This window comes from Arthrobacter sp. B3I9 (assembly GCF_030816935.1).
Classification (GTDB): Bacteria; Actinomycetota; Actinomycetes; order Actinomycetales; family Micrococcaceae; genus Arthrobacter.
Genome location: NZ_JAUSYO010000001.1, coordinates 3101131 through 3115772, shown reverse-complemented (window position 1 = coordinate 3115772; position 14642 = coordinate 3101131). Strand labels below are relative to the sequence as shown.

At 65.4% G+C, this 14642-nt stretch carries 13 protein-coding genes; 6 read left to right on the top strand and 7 right to left on the bottom strand.

What is annotated here, in order from left to right:
* Nucleotides 1-134 precede the first annotated feature (134 nt).
* Nucleotides 135-3074, top strand: coding sequence for a translation initiation factor IF-2 (gene infB, locus QFZ65_RS14500; RefSeq protein ID WP_306911410.1), 2940 nt, complete (start codon nt 135-137; stop codon nt 3072-3074).
* A 239-nt stretch (nt 3075-3313) separates the two neighbouring features.
* Nucleotides 3314-3823 carry a 30S ribosome-binding factor RbfA gene (gene rbfA, locus QFZ65_RS14495; RefSeq protein ID WP_306911409.1) on the top strand — a complete coding sequence of 170 codons (510 nt, stop codon included), beginning with the start codon at nt 3314-3316 and terminating at the stop codon, nt 3821-3823.
* A 7-nt stretch (nt 3824-3830) separates the two neighbouring features.
* Here rbfA and QFZ65_RS14490 read toward each other — a convergent pair whose 3' ends face one another.
* From QFZ65_RS14490 to QFZ65_RS14480, 3 genes are all read right to left on the bottom strand, one after another.
* Nucleotides 3831-4973, bottom strand: a complete 1143-nt coding sequence (locus QFZ65_RS14490; protein ID WP_306911408.1) for a ScyD/ScyE family protein — start codon at nt 4971-4973, stop codon at nt 3831-3833.
* A gap of 188 nt (nt 4974-5161) precedes the next feature.
* Nucleotides 5162-5371 carry a hypothetical protein gene (locus QFZ65_RS14485; RefSeq protein ID WP_306911407.1) on the bottom strand — a complete coding sequence of 70 codons (210 nt, stop codon included), beginning with the start codon at nt 5369-5371 and terminating at the stop codon, nt 5162-5164.
* 157 nt (nt 5372-5528) lie between these two features.
* Nucleotides 5529-6686: a pyridoxal phosphate-dependent aminotransferase gene (locus tag QFZ65_RS14480; protein WP_306911406.1), complete on the bottom strand. Its 1158-nt coding sequence runs from the start codon at nt 6684-6686 to the stop codon at nt 5529-5531.
* Nucleotides 6687-6771: 85 nt separating this feature from the next.
* Here QFZ65_RS14480 and truB point away from each other — a divergent pair, with 85 nt between their 5' ends.
* From truB to glgX, 4 genes are all read left to right on the top strand, one after another.
* Complete coding sequence (gene truB, locus QFZ65_RS14475) at nt 6772-7707, top strand: tRNA pseudouridine(55) synthase TruB (protein WP_306911405.1); 936 nt, start codon at nt 6772-6774, stop codon at nt 7705-7707.
* Nucleotides 7708-7709: 2 nt separating this feature from the next.
* Complete coding sequence (locus QFZ65_RS14470; protein ID WP_306911404.1) at nt 7710-8063, top strand: hypothetical protein; 354 nt, start codon at nt 7710-7712, stop codon at nt 8061-8063.
* Nucleotides 8064-8082: 19 nt separating this feature from the next.
* Nucleotides 8083-8574, top strand: a complete 492-nt coding sequence (locus QFZ65_RS14465; protein ID WP_306911403.1) for a hypothetical protein — start codon at nt 8083-8085, stop codon at nt 8572-8574.
* A gap of 143 nt (nt 8575-8717) precedes the next feature.
* Nucleotides 8718-10952, top strand: coding sequence for a glycogen debranching protein GlgX (gene glgX, locus QFZ65_RS14460; RefSeq protein ID WP_306911402.1), 2235 nt, complete (start codon nt 8718-8720; stop codon nt 10950-10952).
* Nucleotides 10953-10956: 4 nt separating this feature from the next.
* Here glgX and QFZ65_RS14455 read toward each other — a convergent pair whose 3' ends face one another.
* From QFZ65_RS14455 to QFZ65_RS14440, 4 genes are all read right to left on the bottom strand, one after another.
* Nucleotides 10957-11385 (bottom strand): hypothetical protein, encoded by a 429-nt coding sequence (locus QFZ65_RS14455; protein WP_306911401.1) that lies wholly within the window; start codon nt 11383-11385, stop codon nt 10957-10959.
* 2 nt (nt 11386-11387) lie between these two features.
* Nucleotides 11388-11645, bottom strand: coding sequence for a hypothetical protein (locus QFZ65_RS14450; RefSeq protein ID WP_306911400.1), 258 nt, complete (start codon nt 11643-11645; stop codon nt 11388-11390).
* A 216-nt stretch (nt 11646-11861) separates the two neighbouring features.
* Nucleotides 11862-13622 (bottom strand): cytochrome c oxidase subunit I, encoded by a 1761-nt coding sequence (ctaD, locus tag QFZ65_RS14445; protein WP_306911399.1) that lies wholly within the window; start codon nt 13620-13622, stop codon nt 11862-11864.
* Nucleotides 13623-13641: 19 nt separating this feature from the next.
* Nucleotides 13642-14511: a cytochrome c oxidase subunit II gene (locus QFZ65_RS14440; protein ID WP_306911398.1), complete on the bottom strand. Its 870-nt coding sequence runs from the start codon at nt 14509-14511 to the stop codon at nt 13642-13644.
* Nucleotides 14512-14642 lie beyond the last annotated feature (131 nt).

Here is a 14642-nt window from a genome sequence, read left to right as displayed (position 1 = left end):
CCAGCGATGAGTGCGCAACGATGACAGATTTGTTGCGCTCTGCAATGGGCCTTTCAGCTGCACTCGCGGCGGAGGCCCGCAGTAAGAAGTAGACGGTTCGTGCCTGGCTCGGTGCGGACCGAGACAGGAGAAATGTGGCCAAGGTCCGCGTACATGAGCTTGCTAAAGAGCTCGGTATAACTTCCAAAGATGCAGTAACCAAACTGCAGGAACTGGGCGAATTCGTTCGCTCCGCCTCTTCCACCATTGAGGCCCCCGTTGTGCGGAAACTCCGCAACGCTTTCCCCGGCGCCCCGGCGGCTGCCAAGTCCGATGCCCCCGCGGCTGCCCCCAAGGCACCCGCCAGCCCGGCAGTAACCGCTCCCGCACCGGCTGCGCCCAGCGCCCCGGCGCAGGCAGCAGCACCCAAGGCCGAAACTCCGGCTCCGGCAGCTCCGGCTCCGGCAGCAGCAGCTCCGGGTCCGTTCGCTGCGCCGGCACCGTCCGCCGCACCCGCTCCGGCAGCACCCGCTGCCCAGGCTCCGGCCGCTCCTTCGGCGGCACCGTCCTCGGGCATCAAGCCCGGCGCACGGCCCGCTCCGAAGGCTGAAGCACCCGCCGCGCCGGCTGCTCCTGCTGCTCCGGCACGCCAGGGCGGATCGGCACCCCGGCCGGGCGGTCCCCGTCCGGGCAACAACCCCTTCGCTCCGTCCCAGGGTATGCCCCGGGGACGCGGCGGCGACAACGAACGTCCTCCGCGTCCGGGTAACAACCCGTTCGCTCCGTCCCAGGGCATGCCCCGGCCGGGCGGAAGCCGTACCGAGGGCGAACGTCCCGGCGGTCCCCGTCCCGCAGCAGGCGCAGGCGGTCCCCGTCCGGGTGCCCCCCGCACCGGCGGCGCTCCGGGTGCCCGCCCGGGCGCACCGCGTCCGGCCGGCGCCCCCGGCGCACGTCCCGGAGCCGGCGGAAACCGTCCGACTCCCGGCATGATGCCGAACCGCACCGAACGTCCCGCACCCGCTGGTGCAGGCCGTCCCGGTGGCGGCGCCCGGGGTCCCGGCCGTCCGGGTGGCGCTCCGGGAACCGGTGCTCCCGGCACCGGTGGCGGCGGCGCTCCTGCAGGCGGTGGCTTTGGTAAGGGCGGCCGCGGCCGCGGTGGCACCCAGGGTGCTTTCGGTAAGGGCGGCGCAGGCCGTGGCAAGCAGCGCAAGTCGAAGCGTGCCAAGCGTCAGGAACTCGAGCAGATGAGTGCTCCGTCGCTGGGTGGCGTAAGCGTGCCCCGCGGCGACGGCAACACCGTAGTCCGGCTCCGCCGCGGCTCGTCCATCACGGACTTTGCCGACAAGATCGAGGCGAACCCCGCCGCACTGGTGACGGTGCTCTTCCACCTCGGCGAAATGGCCACGGCCACGCAGTCGCTGGATGAAGAGACCTTCGCGCTGCTCGGCGAGGAGCTTGGCTACAAGCTCCAGGTTGTGTCCCCGGAGGATGAGGAGCGCGAGCTGCTCTCCGGTTTCGACATCGACTTTGAAGCCGAGCTTGAGGCCGAAGGCGATGAAGACCTCGAGGCACGTCCTCCGGTTGTCACCGTCATGGGTCACGTCGACCACGGTAAGACCCGGCTGCTCGATGCCATCCGCAAGTCCGACGTTATGGCGGGCGAGCACGGCGGCATCACGCAGCACATCGGTGCCTACCAGGTCACCCACGAGCACGAAGGCGAAGACCGCAAGATCACCTTCATCGATACCCCGGGCCACGAGGCGTTCACCGCCATGCGTGCCCGTGGTGCGAAGGTCACCGACATCGCCATCCTGGTGGTCGCAGCGGACGACGGCGTTATGCCGCAGACCGTTGAAGCCCTCAACCACGCGCAGGCCGCCAATGTGCCGATCGTTGTGGCTGTGAACAAGATCGACAAGGAAGGCGCCAACCCGGAAAAGGTCCGCGGCCAGCTGACCGAGTACGGCCTGGTTCCGGAAGAGTACGGTGGCGACACCATGTTCGTTGAGGTCTCTGCCCGCCAGAACCTCAACATTGACGAGCTGCTCGGCGCGGTCCTGCTTACCGCAGACGCCGCCCTGGACATGCGCGCCAACCCGAACAAGGACGCCCGCGGTATCGCGATTGAAGCCAACCTGGACAAGGGCCGCGGTTCCGTTGCCACCGTCCTGGTTCAGTCCGGCACCCTGCACGTCGGTGACACGATCGTGGCCGGCACAGCCCATGGCCGTGTCCGTGCGATGTTCGACGACGACGGCAGCGCCCTGACCGAGGCCGGCCCGTCCCGCCCCGTGCAGGTGCTGGGTCTGTCCAACGTCCCGCGCGCCGGTGACACCTTCTTCGTGACCGCTGACGAGCGCACCGCCCGCCAGATCGCCGAGAAGCGTGAAGCTGCGGACCGCAACGCCGCCCTGGCCAAGCGCCGCAAGCGCATCAGCCTGGAAGACTTCGACCAGGCCGTCGCCGAAGGCAAGATCGACACCCTCAACCTCATCCTCAAGGGTGACGTGTCCGGTGCCGTGGAAGCCCTCGAGGACGCGCTGCTCAAGATCGACGTCGGCGAGGGTGTCCAGCTCCGCGTCATCCACCGCGGTGTCGGTGCGATCACGCAGAACGACGTCAACCTGGCCACGGTGGACAGCGCCGTTATCATCGGCTTCAACGTCAAGCCGGCCGAGCGTGTTGCCGAACTGGCAGACCGCGAAGGCGTGGACATGCGCTTCTACTCCGTCATCTACGCAGCAATCGATGACATCGAGGCAGCCCTCAAGGGCATGCTCAAGCCGGAGTACGAAGAGGTCCAGCTTGGTACCGCCGAGGTCCGCGAAGTGTTCCGTTCCTCCAAGTTCGGCAACATTGCAGGCTCGATCGTGCGCTCGGGTGTTATCCGACGCAACGCCAAGGCCCGCGTCAGCCGCGACGGCAAGATCATCGGCGACAACCTCACCGTTGAGACGCTCAAGCGCTTCAAGGACGACGCCACCGAGGTCCGCACGGACTTCGAGTGCGGTATCGGCCTTGGCTCGTACAACGACATCAACGAAGGTGACATCATCGAGACCTTCGAGATGCGCGAGAAGCCGCGCGTCTAAGTTGGTTTCGCTGGCGGGGCCGTCGGAATTTTTCCGGCGGCCCCGCCCCTTCGCCGGACGGTTTTCGATCTCCGATCGCAAACCGTCCGGCTCCGTCAGGCCCGATGCCACTCCCAGGCCGCCGGAAAAATTCCAACGGGAGTCCGTCGTAGGCTTGCCTTAGGCGCGTGGCACCAAACTCACCAATGTGCGGCCTGTGTTAACGCGCCGTCGTACATCCAAGAATTTTAGGAGTGGAAATGGCTGATCCCGCACGGGCTGCCAAGTTGGCGCAGCGGATTAAGGTTGTCGTTGCTGAGGCGTTGGGCCGGAGGGTCAAGGATCCGCGGCTGGAAGGCGTGACCGTGACCGACGCGCGCGTGAGCAACGATCTGCAGCACGCCACCATCTACTACACCGTGTTTGGCGACGAGGTGGCCCAGGCCGATGCGGCGAAGGGTCTGGAGAAGGCCAAGGGTGTGCTGCGCCAGGAAGTCGGCCGCAACATCACCGTCCGGCTGACGCCGACGCTGGAATTCGTCGCCGACCAGATCCCCGTTGTGGCCTCGAACCTCGAAGAACTCCTGCGGGAGGCGAAGAAGCGGGACGCCGAAGTGGCGGCCCTCGCGGCCAGCGCCCAGCATGCCGGGGACCCCGACCCGTACAAGAGCGACATCCCGCAGGATGTCGACCTGGATGAGGACGACTTCGACGAAGAGGACCTCGACCTTGGGAACGCCGACGAGGTCGACGAGGACAGCAGCAAGTAGTCCTTCGTCAGTCGTCGTCGTCGTCGTGCGAGCCGTGCTTCAGCTTCACGTACAGGACCTGGCCGTCAGGAGGTGATCCCTCTCCCGGCAGGGCGTTGGTGGTTGCGTACAGGGTGCCGTCCCGGAGGTCGACGTCGGCGGTCAGCTTTGCGGCGAGCACGAGGGTCTGCTTTCCCGAGTGCCGGTCGACTTTGACTACACCGTCGCCGAACAGGGAGGCGACGTACATGTCGCCGTCGACGTCCAGGGCGAGTCCGGTGGGGGAAGCGATGTCATCTGCCACCAGCTTCACGCGGCCATTGTCCGGATCGATTCTGAAGATGGCGCCCCGGGCGCCGAGTTCCGGCCCCTCGGGTCCGCCCGGCAGGGACGTCACGTAGAGCATGCCGTCGCGGCCCACCGCCACGTCTGTTGGCACGGGCTCAAAGGCGTAGGTCCGGCCTACGACGCACTCCGGGAGCCCGGCGGCCTTGGCCATTTCCGCCGTGGTGATTTTGAAGGGCCGCGGGGGCAGGACGGCGACGGTCCTGGTCTTGCCGCTGCGGGAATCCACCGACACCACGCTGTTGGCTCCTGCGTCGGCCACGTAGATGGTGTCTCCCGTTGCGGCGATGCCGTACGGGTGGGAGTCGACTTCCCCCTTGTAGCTTGCCGGGATGTCCGGCGGGATCTGGGCGGCGCAGTCGGCGGGCAGGTTGTCGAAGCCGTACCGGTGATCGCCGTCGGGATTGTTCTTTGTTTCCAGTGCGGCGAAATCACCGATGGTGCGCTCCTTGCCGTCCTCCGCGATGATCCGGATGTGGCCTGCGAGCTTGCCTGGGTCCATCGGCCCGGCGCCCTGGCTCTCCAGGAAATACGTTGAACCGTGCCACTGCATGTTCCCGGCCACGCCCCAGTCGCCGTGCTCATAGAGGACAGTCTTGTTTCCCCCGGAGTCCACCCGGGTCAGCCGCCCGTCAAACTGCTCGCTGACAATCACCGAGCCGTCGCGCCCCGTACTGAGGTGCAGCGGATTGGCCAGCCCGGCTACCAGCGTGGAGGGGGATTCCCCGGCCCGGGAACCGTCCGATGCAGCGATGACAGCCGCCCCAGGGGAGAGCAGCGCCGCGGCGATGGCAGCCGTGGCCAAGAACGATGTTTGTTTTCTCATGGTGTGCTCCAGTGCCGGTACCCAGAATTCACAGCAGCGAGACCAATGAGACCTTTGCGGGGCAACCGAAAATTACGTCTACCTCACGAGCGGATTTTAGGCTCTTCCCGGCGCGATGTCGATGACTTCGGCGATCGCTAGGGCCCCGGCCTCGATCCTGCCTGGTCTGCGGTCAGTACAGGCGGCGGTCAGCGGCGCCTGAACCCGGAGCGCCGGGCACCAAAGCCGCCCAGCAGGGGTGAGCCCATTCCGAGCAGGAAGCCGAAGTCATACCAGTTTCCGGCGCGCGCCGTGTTGTAGAACGGAAACTCTCCCCACTGCCCGAAGACGTGGACTATCAGCACGATCCAGGCTGTGATCCCGTTCCAGAAGCCCCAGAGTAAGTCCTCCCACCACATGGCATGCCTCCTGATCGGGCCCGGAAACTCCGGCGCAAGGCGCCGTGGGCCAAGGCTAGGGGCAACCCCCGCCGAGGCGATAGGGCCCATGTACCCCCTCATCGGCGACGCGGGAACCGCGCGTCTGGCCCGGGGAGCCGCGGCTCAGCCGCGCGCGTCAGGCCCGGCGGGCCGGCAGCCGGCTGAGCCCTTCGACGAGATCCTCTTGTCCGCTGCAGAGCGCGATCCGGATCCAGCCCTCGCCGATCGAGCCGAAGGCGGTACCCGGGGCGAAGGACACTTTGGCGTCCACCAGGAATCTCCGGACCCAGGCCCGGACATCGCCGCCGCTGACGTGGGAGACGTCAGCCCAGAGGTAGAAGGCTCCCTGAGCGGTGAGGAACGGAATCCCCTTGGAGGCCAGGACCGCCGAGGCGGCGTCCCGGTTGGACCGGTAGTGGGCATGCGCCTCGCCCACGTAGTCCTGCGGGCCGGTCAGCGCGGCCAGCCCGGCGTACTGCGACGGCGAAGCGACACACGAGACGATGGACTCCATCACGTTGTTCATCTTCTGCTCCAGACCCGGCGGGCAGATCAGCGCCCCGATCCGCAGCCCCGTCAGCCCATAGGTCTTGGAGAGGGTCAGCGAGGTGAACACGCGGGCTTCGCCAGGCACGTCGCTGTCGAAGCGGGCAGGACTGACATGCGGGACGTCGTAGGTGAACGCCTCGTAGCATTCGTCGGAGATGATCCAGAGGTCATGGCGCCGGGCCAGGTCAACGAGGCCGCGCGTGAGCTCCTCACCAAGCACCGCGCCCAGGGGGTTCGAGGGCGAGTTCAGGATCAACACCCTGGTCCGTGCCGTGATGAGCGCTTCGATGTCCTCGAGCCGCGGCTGGAAGTCATGCTCCGGGTACAGCGGGTACCGCACGGGAACGGCATGGAGCAGGCTGCTGGTCATCGCAAACGTGGGGTAGCCCGGGTTGGGAATGAGGATCTCGTCGCCGGGGGAGAGGAGCAGGCTCATGGCCATGTGCAGGCCCTGCTGGGCGCCGTCAACCACGTACACGCGGTCCGCGCCGACCGCCGTCGCGTTGTGTTCCCGGAACCGGGCGGCGAAGGCCTCCCGGAGGGCCGGGATACCGGCGTTCGGCGTGTAATTTGTCTCGTCCCGGTCCAGGCACGCCATCCCGGCCTCAAGGATGTGGCGCGGCAGGGCGAAGGCCGGCTCGCCGATACTCAGGACGATGGCGCCGGGCGTGGCCCAGGCGGCTTCGGTGATCTCGCGGATCTGGTTGACGGGAACGTCGCGGACATGGGCGGCAAGCTCGGGCATGTCTGCCATCCTAACCGGCACCCTTTGCCGGGGCGGCCCCGGAGGCGGGATCGGGCGCCATTGCGGCGCAGATATACTGGGAAGCGTGCTTTCTGGACTGGTGATAGTGGACAAGCCGCAAGGCTGGACCAGCCACGACGTGGTTGGACGGATGCGGCGGCTCGCCGGTACCCGAAAGGTGGGCCATGCGGGCACCCTGGATCCGATGGCCACCGGCGTCCTGGTGGTCGGCATCAACAAGGCCACCCGGCTCCTGACCTACATCGTGGGCACCTCCAAGACCTACACGGCCACCATCCGCCTCGGCGAATCGACAGTAACTGACGACGCCGAAGGGGACGTCACGTTTACGCACAGCGCCGCCGCGGTCACCGAGGAAGGCGTCCGGGCCGGCGTCGCCGCCCTGACCGGCAAGATTGAGCAGATTCCCAGCAGCGTAAGCGCCATCAAGGTCAACGGGGAACGGTCCTACGCCAGGGTCCGCTCCGGCGAAGAGGTCAAGCTGGCCGCGCGGCCCGTCACCATCCACCGCTTCGAGGTCCACGGGCTCCGCCCGGCGGCCGGCGGGGCCACCCTGGATGTCGATGTCACGGTGGAGTGCTCCTCCGGCACCTATATCCGGGCGCTGGCCCGCGACCTCGGCAACGCGCTCGGCGTCGGCGGCCACCTCACTGCGCTGCGCAGGACCCAGGTCGGTCCCTACACCCTCGACCAGGCCCACACCCTCGAGCAGCTGGCCGAAGAACTGGACGTGCTGGAAATGTCCCAGGCCGCGCGGGCGCTCATGCCGAACCGTGAACTCAGCGACGAGGAAACAACCGAGATCTCCTTCGGCCGCCGGATCGCTGCCGGGCCCGCCGCCGGCACCGCGGACGCGGCGACCGCTGACGCCCCGGCAGCGGCGTTCGCCCCGGACGGCACGCTCGTGGCGTTGCTGGCCGACGCGGGAAGCTACGCCAAGCCCGTGCTCGTCTTCGCGCCCGACAATGAAAAGCGCGACAATGAAAAGCGGGCCGACTAGCCTTGGACGCGTATTTCTACATCATCCTGACTGTCGGGCTTATCTCCAGCCTCATTTGCCTCGCCGCAGGCATCCTGAAGAAGGCCCCGAACGACGTGACGATCCTGTCCGTGGCCGCCGTCGAGCTGTCCCTGCTGGTGTACCTGGTGGGTTCCGTCATCCGGGTCGCGGCGGGCGAACACATCGCCGGGGAAATCTGGGAGTTCTGGGGCTACCTGCTGACGGCCCTCCTGCTGCCCGTCGGCGCGGTGTACTGGTCCATCCTGGAACGCACGCGCTGGAGCAACTTCGTCCTGGCCGCCGTCGGCGTCACAGCCTTGGTGATGGCCGCCCGAATGAACCAGATCTGGTACTGACTTGGAAGAGGCAAAAAACGTGACCCCACCATCGTCCCCACAGGACGCCGGGACCGCTACAGGCGCGACGGCGGCAAGCGCCGCGACTCCGGCGAGAGACACCCGCAACACCGGCCCCGGCCGGCTCCTGATCGCCGTTTATGCGGTGTTTGCCATTTCGGCCACCGCCAGGGCCGGGTATCAGATCCTCACCAAATTCTCCGAAGCGCCCCTGGCTTACTCGCTGTCCGCATTCGCCGCCGTCGTCTACATCGTGGCCACGGTGTCCCTCGCGAAGGCCGGCCGCACCTGGTTCAAGGTCTCGGTCGCCGCCGTCCTGACCGAGCTGGTCGGCGTGCTGGTGATCGGGGCACTGAGCGTCTTCGACTCCGTCAACTTCCCGCACGAGACCGTCTGGTCCCTGTTCGGCCGCGGCTACGGCTTCATCCCGCTCCTGCTGCCGATCCTGGGACTCGTGTGGCTCTACCGCCGCCGGCCGGCCCCGAGGCCCGCGGGGACACCACAGCCCTAGTGGCTGGTGGTGCCCCGGAGCGAAACAGGCAGGGGCAGGATCCGGCGGCCCCAGCAAGACCTTGGCATCCTGACTTTCATCAGTAGGCTTACCTTTGATTGAATAAGCCCATACAACGGCCCCGCTCAGGCTTGGAGATTTCGATGGAAGTTTGGCCAGGAAGCGCCTACCCCCTTGGCGCAACCTTTGACGGTATCGGCACGAACTTTGCGCTGTTCAGCGAGGCCGCAGAGTCGGTGGAATTGTGCCTCATCAGCCCCGAGGGTGCCGAGACGCGGGTTCCCCTCGTGGAGGTCGACGGATACGTGTGGCATTGCTACCTGCCGCACGTTCTGCCAGGGCAAAGGTACGGCTACCGGATCACCGGCCCCTACGATCCCGCGCGGGGCATGCGCTGCAACCCGAACAAGCTGCTGCTCGACCCATACGCCAAGTCCATTTGCGGGCAGGTGGACTGGAACCCCGCGTTGTTCGCCTACAACTTCGGGGACCCGGACTCCCGCAACGATGAGGATTCCGCTCCGCACGTGATGCTGGGCGTCGTCGTGAACCCGTTCTTCGACTGGGCCGGTGACCGGCCCCCCAGGACCCCGTACCACCGCTCGGTGATCTACGAAGCCCACGTGAAGGGACTTACCCAGCTGCACCCGGAGATTCCGGAGGAGCAGCGCGGGACGTACGCGGGCATCGCGCACCCCGCAGTCATCGGACACCTGCAGAAACTGGGCATCACAGCCCTGGAGCTGATGCCCGTGCATCAGTTCGTCAATGACGGCACTCTCCAGGACAAGGGCCTCTCCAACTACTGGGGCTACAACACCATCGGCTTCTTCGCCCCGCAGAACACCTACAGCTCCGTGGGCGACACGGGGGAACAGGTGCAGGAATTCAAGGCCATGGTCCGCGAGCTGCATGCGGCTGGTATTGAGGTGATCCTGGACGTGGTCTACAACCACACCGCGGAAGGAAACCACCTTGGTCCCACCCTGTCCTTCAAGGGCATCGACAACGCCGCCTACTACCGGCTGGTTGACAACGACAAGCGCTACTACATGGATTACACGGGAACCGGCAACACCCTGAACGTGCGGCACCCGCATTCCCTGCAGCTGCTCATGGACTCCCTGCGCTACTGGGTGACCGAGATGCACGTGGACGGCTTCCGCTTCGACCTCGCCTCCACCCTGGCCCGCGAGTTCTACGACGTGGACAAGCTCTCCACCTTCTTCGAACTCGTCCAGCAGGACCCCGTCGTGTCCCAGGTCAAGCTGATCGCCGAGCCGTGGGACGTCGGCCCCGGCGGGTACCAGGTGGGCAACTTCCCGCCGCAATGGACCGAATGGAACGGCAAGTACCGCGACACGGTCCGGGACTTCTGGCGCGGCGAGCCCTCCACCCTGGGCGAGTTCGCCTCCAGGCTCACCGGCTCCGCGGACCTCTACGAGCACTCGGGCCGCCGCCCGGTCGCATCCATCAACTTCGTGACGGCCCACGACGGCTTCACCATGCGCGACCTCGTGTCGTACAACGAGAAGCACAACGACGCCAACGGCGAAGGAAACAACGACGGCGAATCGCACAACCGGTCCTGGAACTGCGGCGTGGAAGGTCCGACCAGCGATCCGGACATCTTGTCGCTGCGGGCCCGCCAGCAACGTAACTTCATTGCCACGCTGCTGCTCTCCCAAGGCGTGCCGATGCTCCTGCATGGTGACGAACTGGGCCGCACCCAGCAGGGCAACAACAACACCTACTGCCAGGACTCTGAACTGAGCTGGGTCCACTGGGACCAGATCGACCAGCCCCTGATGGAGTTCACCGCTGTGGTCAGCCGCCTCAGGGCGGACCATCCGACCTTCCGCCGCCGGCGCTTCTTTGACGGCAGGCCGGTGCTCCGCGTGGAGGGCGCAAAACTTCCCGACATCGTCTGGCTCAACGCGGAGGGCGCCGAGATGCTCCCGGAAGACTGGGGCAACGGTTTTGACCGCAGCATCGGCGTCTTTCTTAACGGGCAGGGCATCCATGGGGTTGACAGCCGCGGCAGGAGAATCACGGATGTGAACTTCCTGCTGTATTTCAACGCCCATGATGACACCATCAAGTTCACCCTTCCCACCTCCGAATACGCTCCTGCCTGGGACGTGGTCATCAGCACGGCCGGCGAAGACACCGGCGGCAAACCCGTCCAGTCCGGTCAGACGCTGAAGCTGCCGGCCAAGTCCCTGGCAGTGCTGAGGGCGTACACGGAACCCGACGCCGAACCCGAGGTGTCCGCGTCAGCATCCCTTGCAGTCCTCGCCGGCACGGGTCCCGATACGGCCGCAGGAAAGGATCCGGAGCGAAAAGCCACGAACGGAGGCGGGGCAGCGGCCCCGTGAGCTTCTACTCGGGCAGCTCGATCTGGAAGCCGCAGGGGCACCGCAGGACGCGGGTGGACAGGTAAACTGCCAGGGCACCATCGGTGGGCTGGTCAGTTTTGACTGGCAGGTGGATGCGTTGCAGTCCGGATCCTGCTTTTTCCATGGGCCGGCCACAGTGGATGTAGTGCCCGCCAAAGACGAGCACATCCGTGTTTCTTCCCTGGTACTTGTTGAGGATCACGGCAACCTGCGCGACGTCGGCGGTGTGGGAAAGGAACTGTCCGCAGGCGGTGCAGGTGTACGACACCGTGACCAGGTTTTCCGAGGCCGGCCCGAGTGACTCGATGGAGCTGATGGACAGGTGACTGTCCGAGCGGCAGTCGGTGCACTGCAGGGGGGACGCTTGGGGCAGCCGGCTGTCGGGTGTGTGCCCGTTGGGGTCGATCGTCATGATCAGGCAGCGGGTGGATAGCTGGACAGGATGTAGTCCGCCATTGCCGGGCCTGTCATCCGCAATCGGCTGTCGTAGATGTCCACACCGCATCGATGCATAGCACCACGGAAGGTGATGTCGGGCTTGGGCTCCAGGCCCTTAATCAGGCACCAGCTGGTATACAACCCGTAGAGGCAATCGGGGCCCAGGGGGCAGTCCGTGTCAGGGTCCGGGACAGTGGCTTCATCAAGGAATTGTTCGAAATGCGAGGGGGCCATTTCAGGGCCTTCCGCGGGGTGCGTCTTGGCCGCCGTTCGGCTACAGCGGGTATTCCTTCCGGCCCCGCACACGACCGGAGGAGGAGGACCAGGGGCCAGATTCTGATGGTTTGCGCCCTTGTCTGTGGATCAAATGTAAGCGTGGTTGGCGCCGTTGTCCATAGCGGGGTGGAGGGGCACTGGGACTGTAGCCCTTGCGTTCCGGGCCCCCGGGCGTCATTTGTCAGGGCTTGGGTCGCGGACGTCCCGTTCTCCGATGTCGGCGGCTCCCAGCGCACTGGCGGCGGGGCTGTAGTCGGCGTCGTGTTCCCGGATTCTGATTTCGGGATGGTGCAGGTCGAGGGCCGGGCGTTCCGAGCGAATGCGGGGCAGGGAGCTGAAATTGTGCCGCGGCGGCGGGCAGGAAGTTGCCCACTCCAACGAAGCCCCGAAGCCCCAAGGGTCATCCACTGTTACTTTTTCGCCCGCCCGCCAGGTGATGTAGACATTCCACAGGAACGGCAGCAGTGATGCGCCCAGAAGGTAGGAACCGATGGTGGAAAACTGGTTCATGGCCGTGAAGTTGTCCTCGGGCAGGTAGTCCGCGTAACGCCGCGGCATGCCTTGGACGCCCAACCAGTGGTGGATCAGGAAGGTGGCGTGGAAGCCCAGGAAAAGCATCCAGAAATGGATCTTGCCCAGGCGTTCATTCAGCATGGTCCCGGTCCACTTCGGCCACCAGAAATAAAAGCCGGCGAACATTGCGAACACTACCGTGCCAAAAACGACATAGTGGAAATGTGCCACCACGAAGTAGCTGTCGGTGACATGGAAATCCAGTGGCGGGGAGGCCAGGATAATGCCGGTCAGGCCCCCGAACAGGAACGTGACCAGAAAGCCGATGCTCCAGAGCATGGGCGTCTCGAAGGTGATGGAACCCCGCCACATGGTGCCGATCCAGTTGAAGAACTTCACACCCGTCGGAACAGCGATCAGCATCGTCATGAAGGCGAAGAACGGCAGCAGCACCGCGCCCGTGGCGTACATGTGGTGTGCCCACACGGTCACGGAGAGAGCACCGATCGCGATCGTAGCGTAGACAATGCCCTTGTAACCGAACAGGGGCTTACGGCTGAACACCGGAAAGATTTCCGAGACGATGCCGAAGAACGGCAGGGCGATGATGTACACCTCGGGATGGCCGAAAAACCAGAACAGGTGCTGCCAGAGGATGGCCCCGCCGTTTGCCGGGTCAAAGATGTGGGCGCCGAAGCGGCGGTCCGCACCCAGCGCGAACAGGGCGGCGGCCAGTGGCGGGAAGGCCATCAGCACCAGGATGGCGGTCACGAGGGTGTTCCAGGTGAAGATCGGCATGCGCCACATCGTCAAGCCCGGTGCCCGCATGCAGATGATCGTGGTGATGAAGTTGACGGAGCCAAGGATGGTGCCGAAACCGGAAAGGGCCAGGCCGAAGACCCAGAGATCCCCGCCGACGCCCGGCGTGAAGGTTGTAAGGGACAGTGGCGAGTAAGCGAACCAGCCGAACGACGCCGACCCTTGCGGGGTGATGAACCCGGACATCGCGACCGTGGACCCGAAGAGGAAGAACCAGAACGCGAGGGCGTTCAGTCGCGGGAAAGCGACGTCGGGCGCGCCGATCTGGAGCGGCATGATCACGTTGGCGAAGCCCGCAAACAGTGGCGTCGCGAACATCAGCAGCATCACCGTTCCGTGCATGGTGAAGAGCTGGTTGTACTGCTCCTTGGTCTGCAGGACCTGCATCCCGGGCTCGAACAGCTCCGCACGGATCAGCAGGGCCATGACACCGCCCAGGCAGAAGAAGACGAAGGACGCCAGCAGGTACATGTAGCCGATGGTCTTGTGGTCGGTGGAGGTGATCCAACTAACCACGATGCTGCCCTTGGTCCGTGCCACCACGGCGGGTGCGGCCGTAGCGGCCATACCGGCCCCGGCCGGCGCTTGAGCTGATGCAGCCATTGTCTGCCTACCTCTGTTTTCAGTGTGCCAACGCGGGCTGCCCCGGGGCCCTGTCGTATTCATCGCCGCGGATTCCGGTGTTGCCCTTGGCGCGGAGTGCCGCGATGTGGGATTCATACTCCTGCTGCGAGACGACCTTCACCCGAAAGAGCATCTCGGAGTGGAATTCGCCACAAAGCTCCGCGCATTTGCCGTCAAAGTCGCCGGTCCGGCCGGGCGTGACGCTGATGTACCGGTTTATTTCGCGGGCGTCCGGGTACAGGTCGCGCTTTTGCAGGAACGCCGGCACCCAGAACGAATGCTGCACGTCCCGGGAATTGAGTTGCAGTTCCACCCGCTTTCCGACCGGAAGATAAAGAACGGGAACGCGTTCGCGGGCGCCCACCGCGCCCGTCTGGTGCGTTTGGACACCTGGGTCCTCGTGGACATCTTCCTTGACGTAATTGAAGTCCCACGACCACTGCTTACCGCGGACATCGATTACGACGTCGGGGTCCTGGTATCTGGCATCGATGGCCTGTTGCTCCCTGGTGGTGAAGATGAACAGCACGCCCACGATCATGAGGGGAACGGAGAGATAAAACACCTCAAGCGGAAGGTTGTAGCTGAGCTGGTGGGGGAATCCCTCTGTGTTTTTCCTTCGGCGGTAAGCAACTACGCACCACAGAATGAGACCCCAGGTAATGATTCCCACCACCACGGCAGCGACCCAGGAGTTCACCCAGAGGTCCATGATTTCCGGGGTGTGATTGGTGGTATCGCGTTCGGTCGGAAGCCAGCCCCGCTGCACCTCCGCAGAACAACCCGCCAGGCCCGCTGCCGCGAGCACACTACCGGCGGTTTGCGACGCCCGCCGGACCACTGAAACTTCCGCACTTTTTGCCGTCATAGGTTCTTCCCCACGGTGCAAAATGGCCCTGCTTCACGAGCCGCCGTCACCGCCCTGAGCTGACCTCGGTGAGCCTGATTGCAGAGCCGTGATTGCATCAGGCTACCTACATCCCCGGTGCGATGGGAAGA

Excerpts from the sequence above, each read along its gene's own strand:
- ctaD (WP_306911399.1), bottom strand. The coding sequence starts at position 13,622 with ATGGCTGCATCAGCTCAAGCGCCGGCCGGGGCCGGTATGGCCGCTACG.
- QFZ65_RS14450 (WP_306911400.1), bottom strand. The coding sequence starts at position 11,645 with ATGGCCCCCTCGCATTTCGAACAATTCCTTGATGAAGCCACTGTCCCG.
- QFZ65_RS14490 (WP_306911408.1), bottom strand. The coding sequence starts at position 4,973 with ATGAGAAAACAAACATCGTTCTTGGCCACGGCTGCCATCGCCGCGGCG.
- QFZ65_RS14440 (WP_306911398.1), bottom strand. The coding sequence starts at position 14,511 with ATGACGGCAAAAAGTGCGGAAGTTTCAGTGGTCCGGCGGGCGTCGCAA.
- QFZ65_RS14485 (WP_306911407.1), bottom strand. The coding sequence starts at position 5,371 with ATGTGGTGGGAGGACTTACTCTGGGGCTTCTGGAACGGGATCACAGCC.
- QFZ65_RS14455 (WP_306911401.1), bottom strand. The coding sequence starts at position 11,385 with ATGACGATCGACCCCAACGGGCACACACCCGACAGCCGGCTGCCCCAA.
- QFZ65_RS14480 (WP_306911406.1), bottom strand. The coding sequence starts at position 6,686 with ATGCCCGAGCTTGCCGCCCATGTCCGCGACGTTCCCGTCAACCAGATC.
- glgX (WP_306911402.1), top strand. The coding sequence starts at position 8,718 with ATGGAAGTTTGGCCAGGAAGCGCCTACCCCCTTGGCGCAACCTTTGAC.
- rbfA (WP_306911409.1), top strand. The coding sequence starts at position 3,314 with ATGGCTGATCCCGCACGGGCTGCCAAGTTGGCGCAGCGGATTAAGGTT.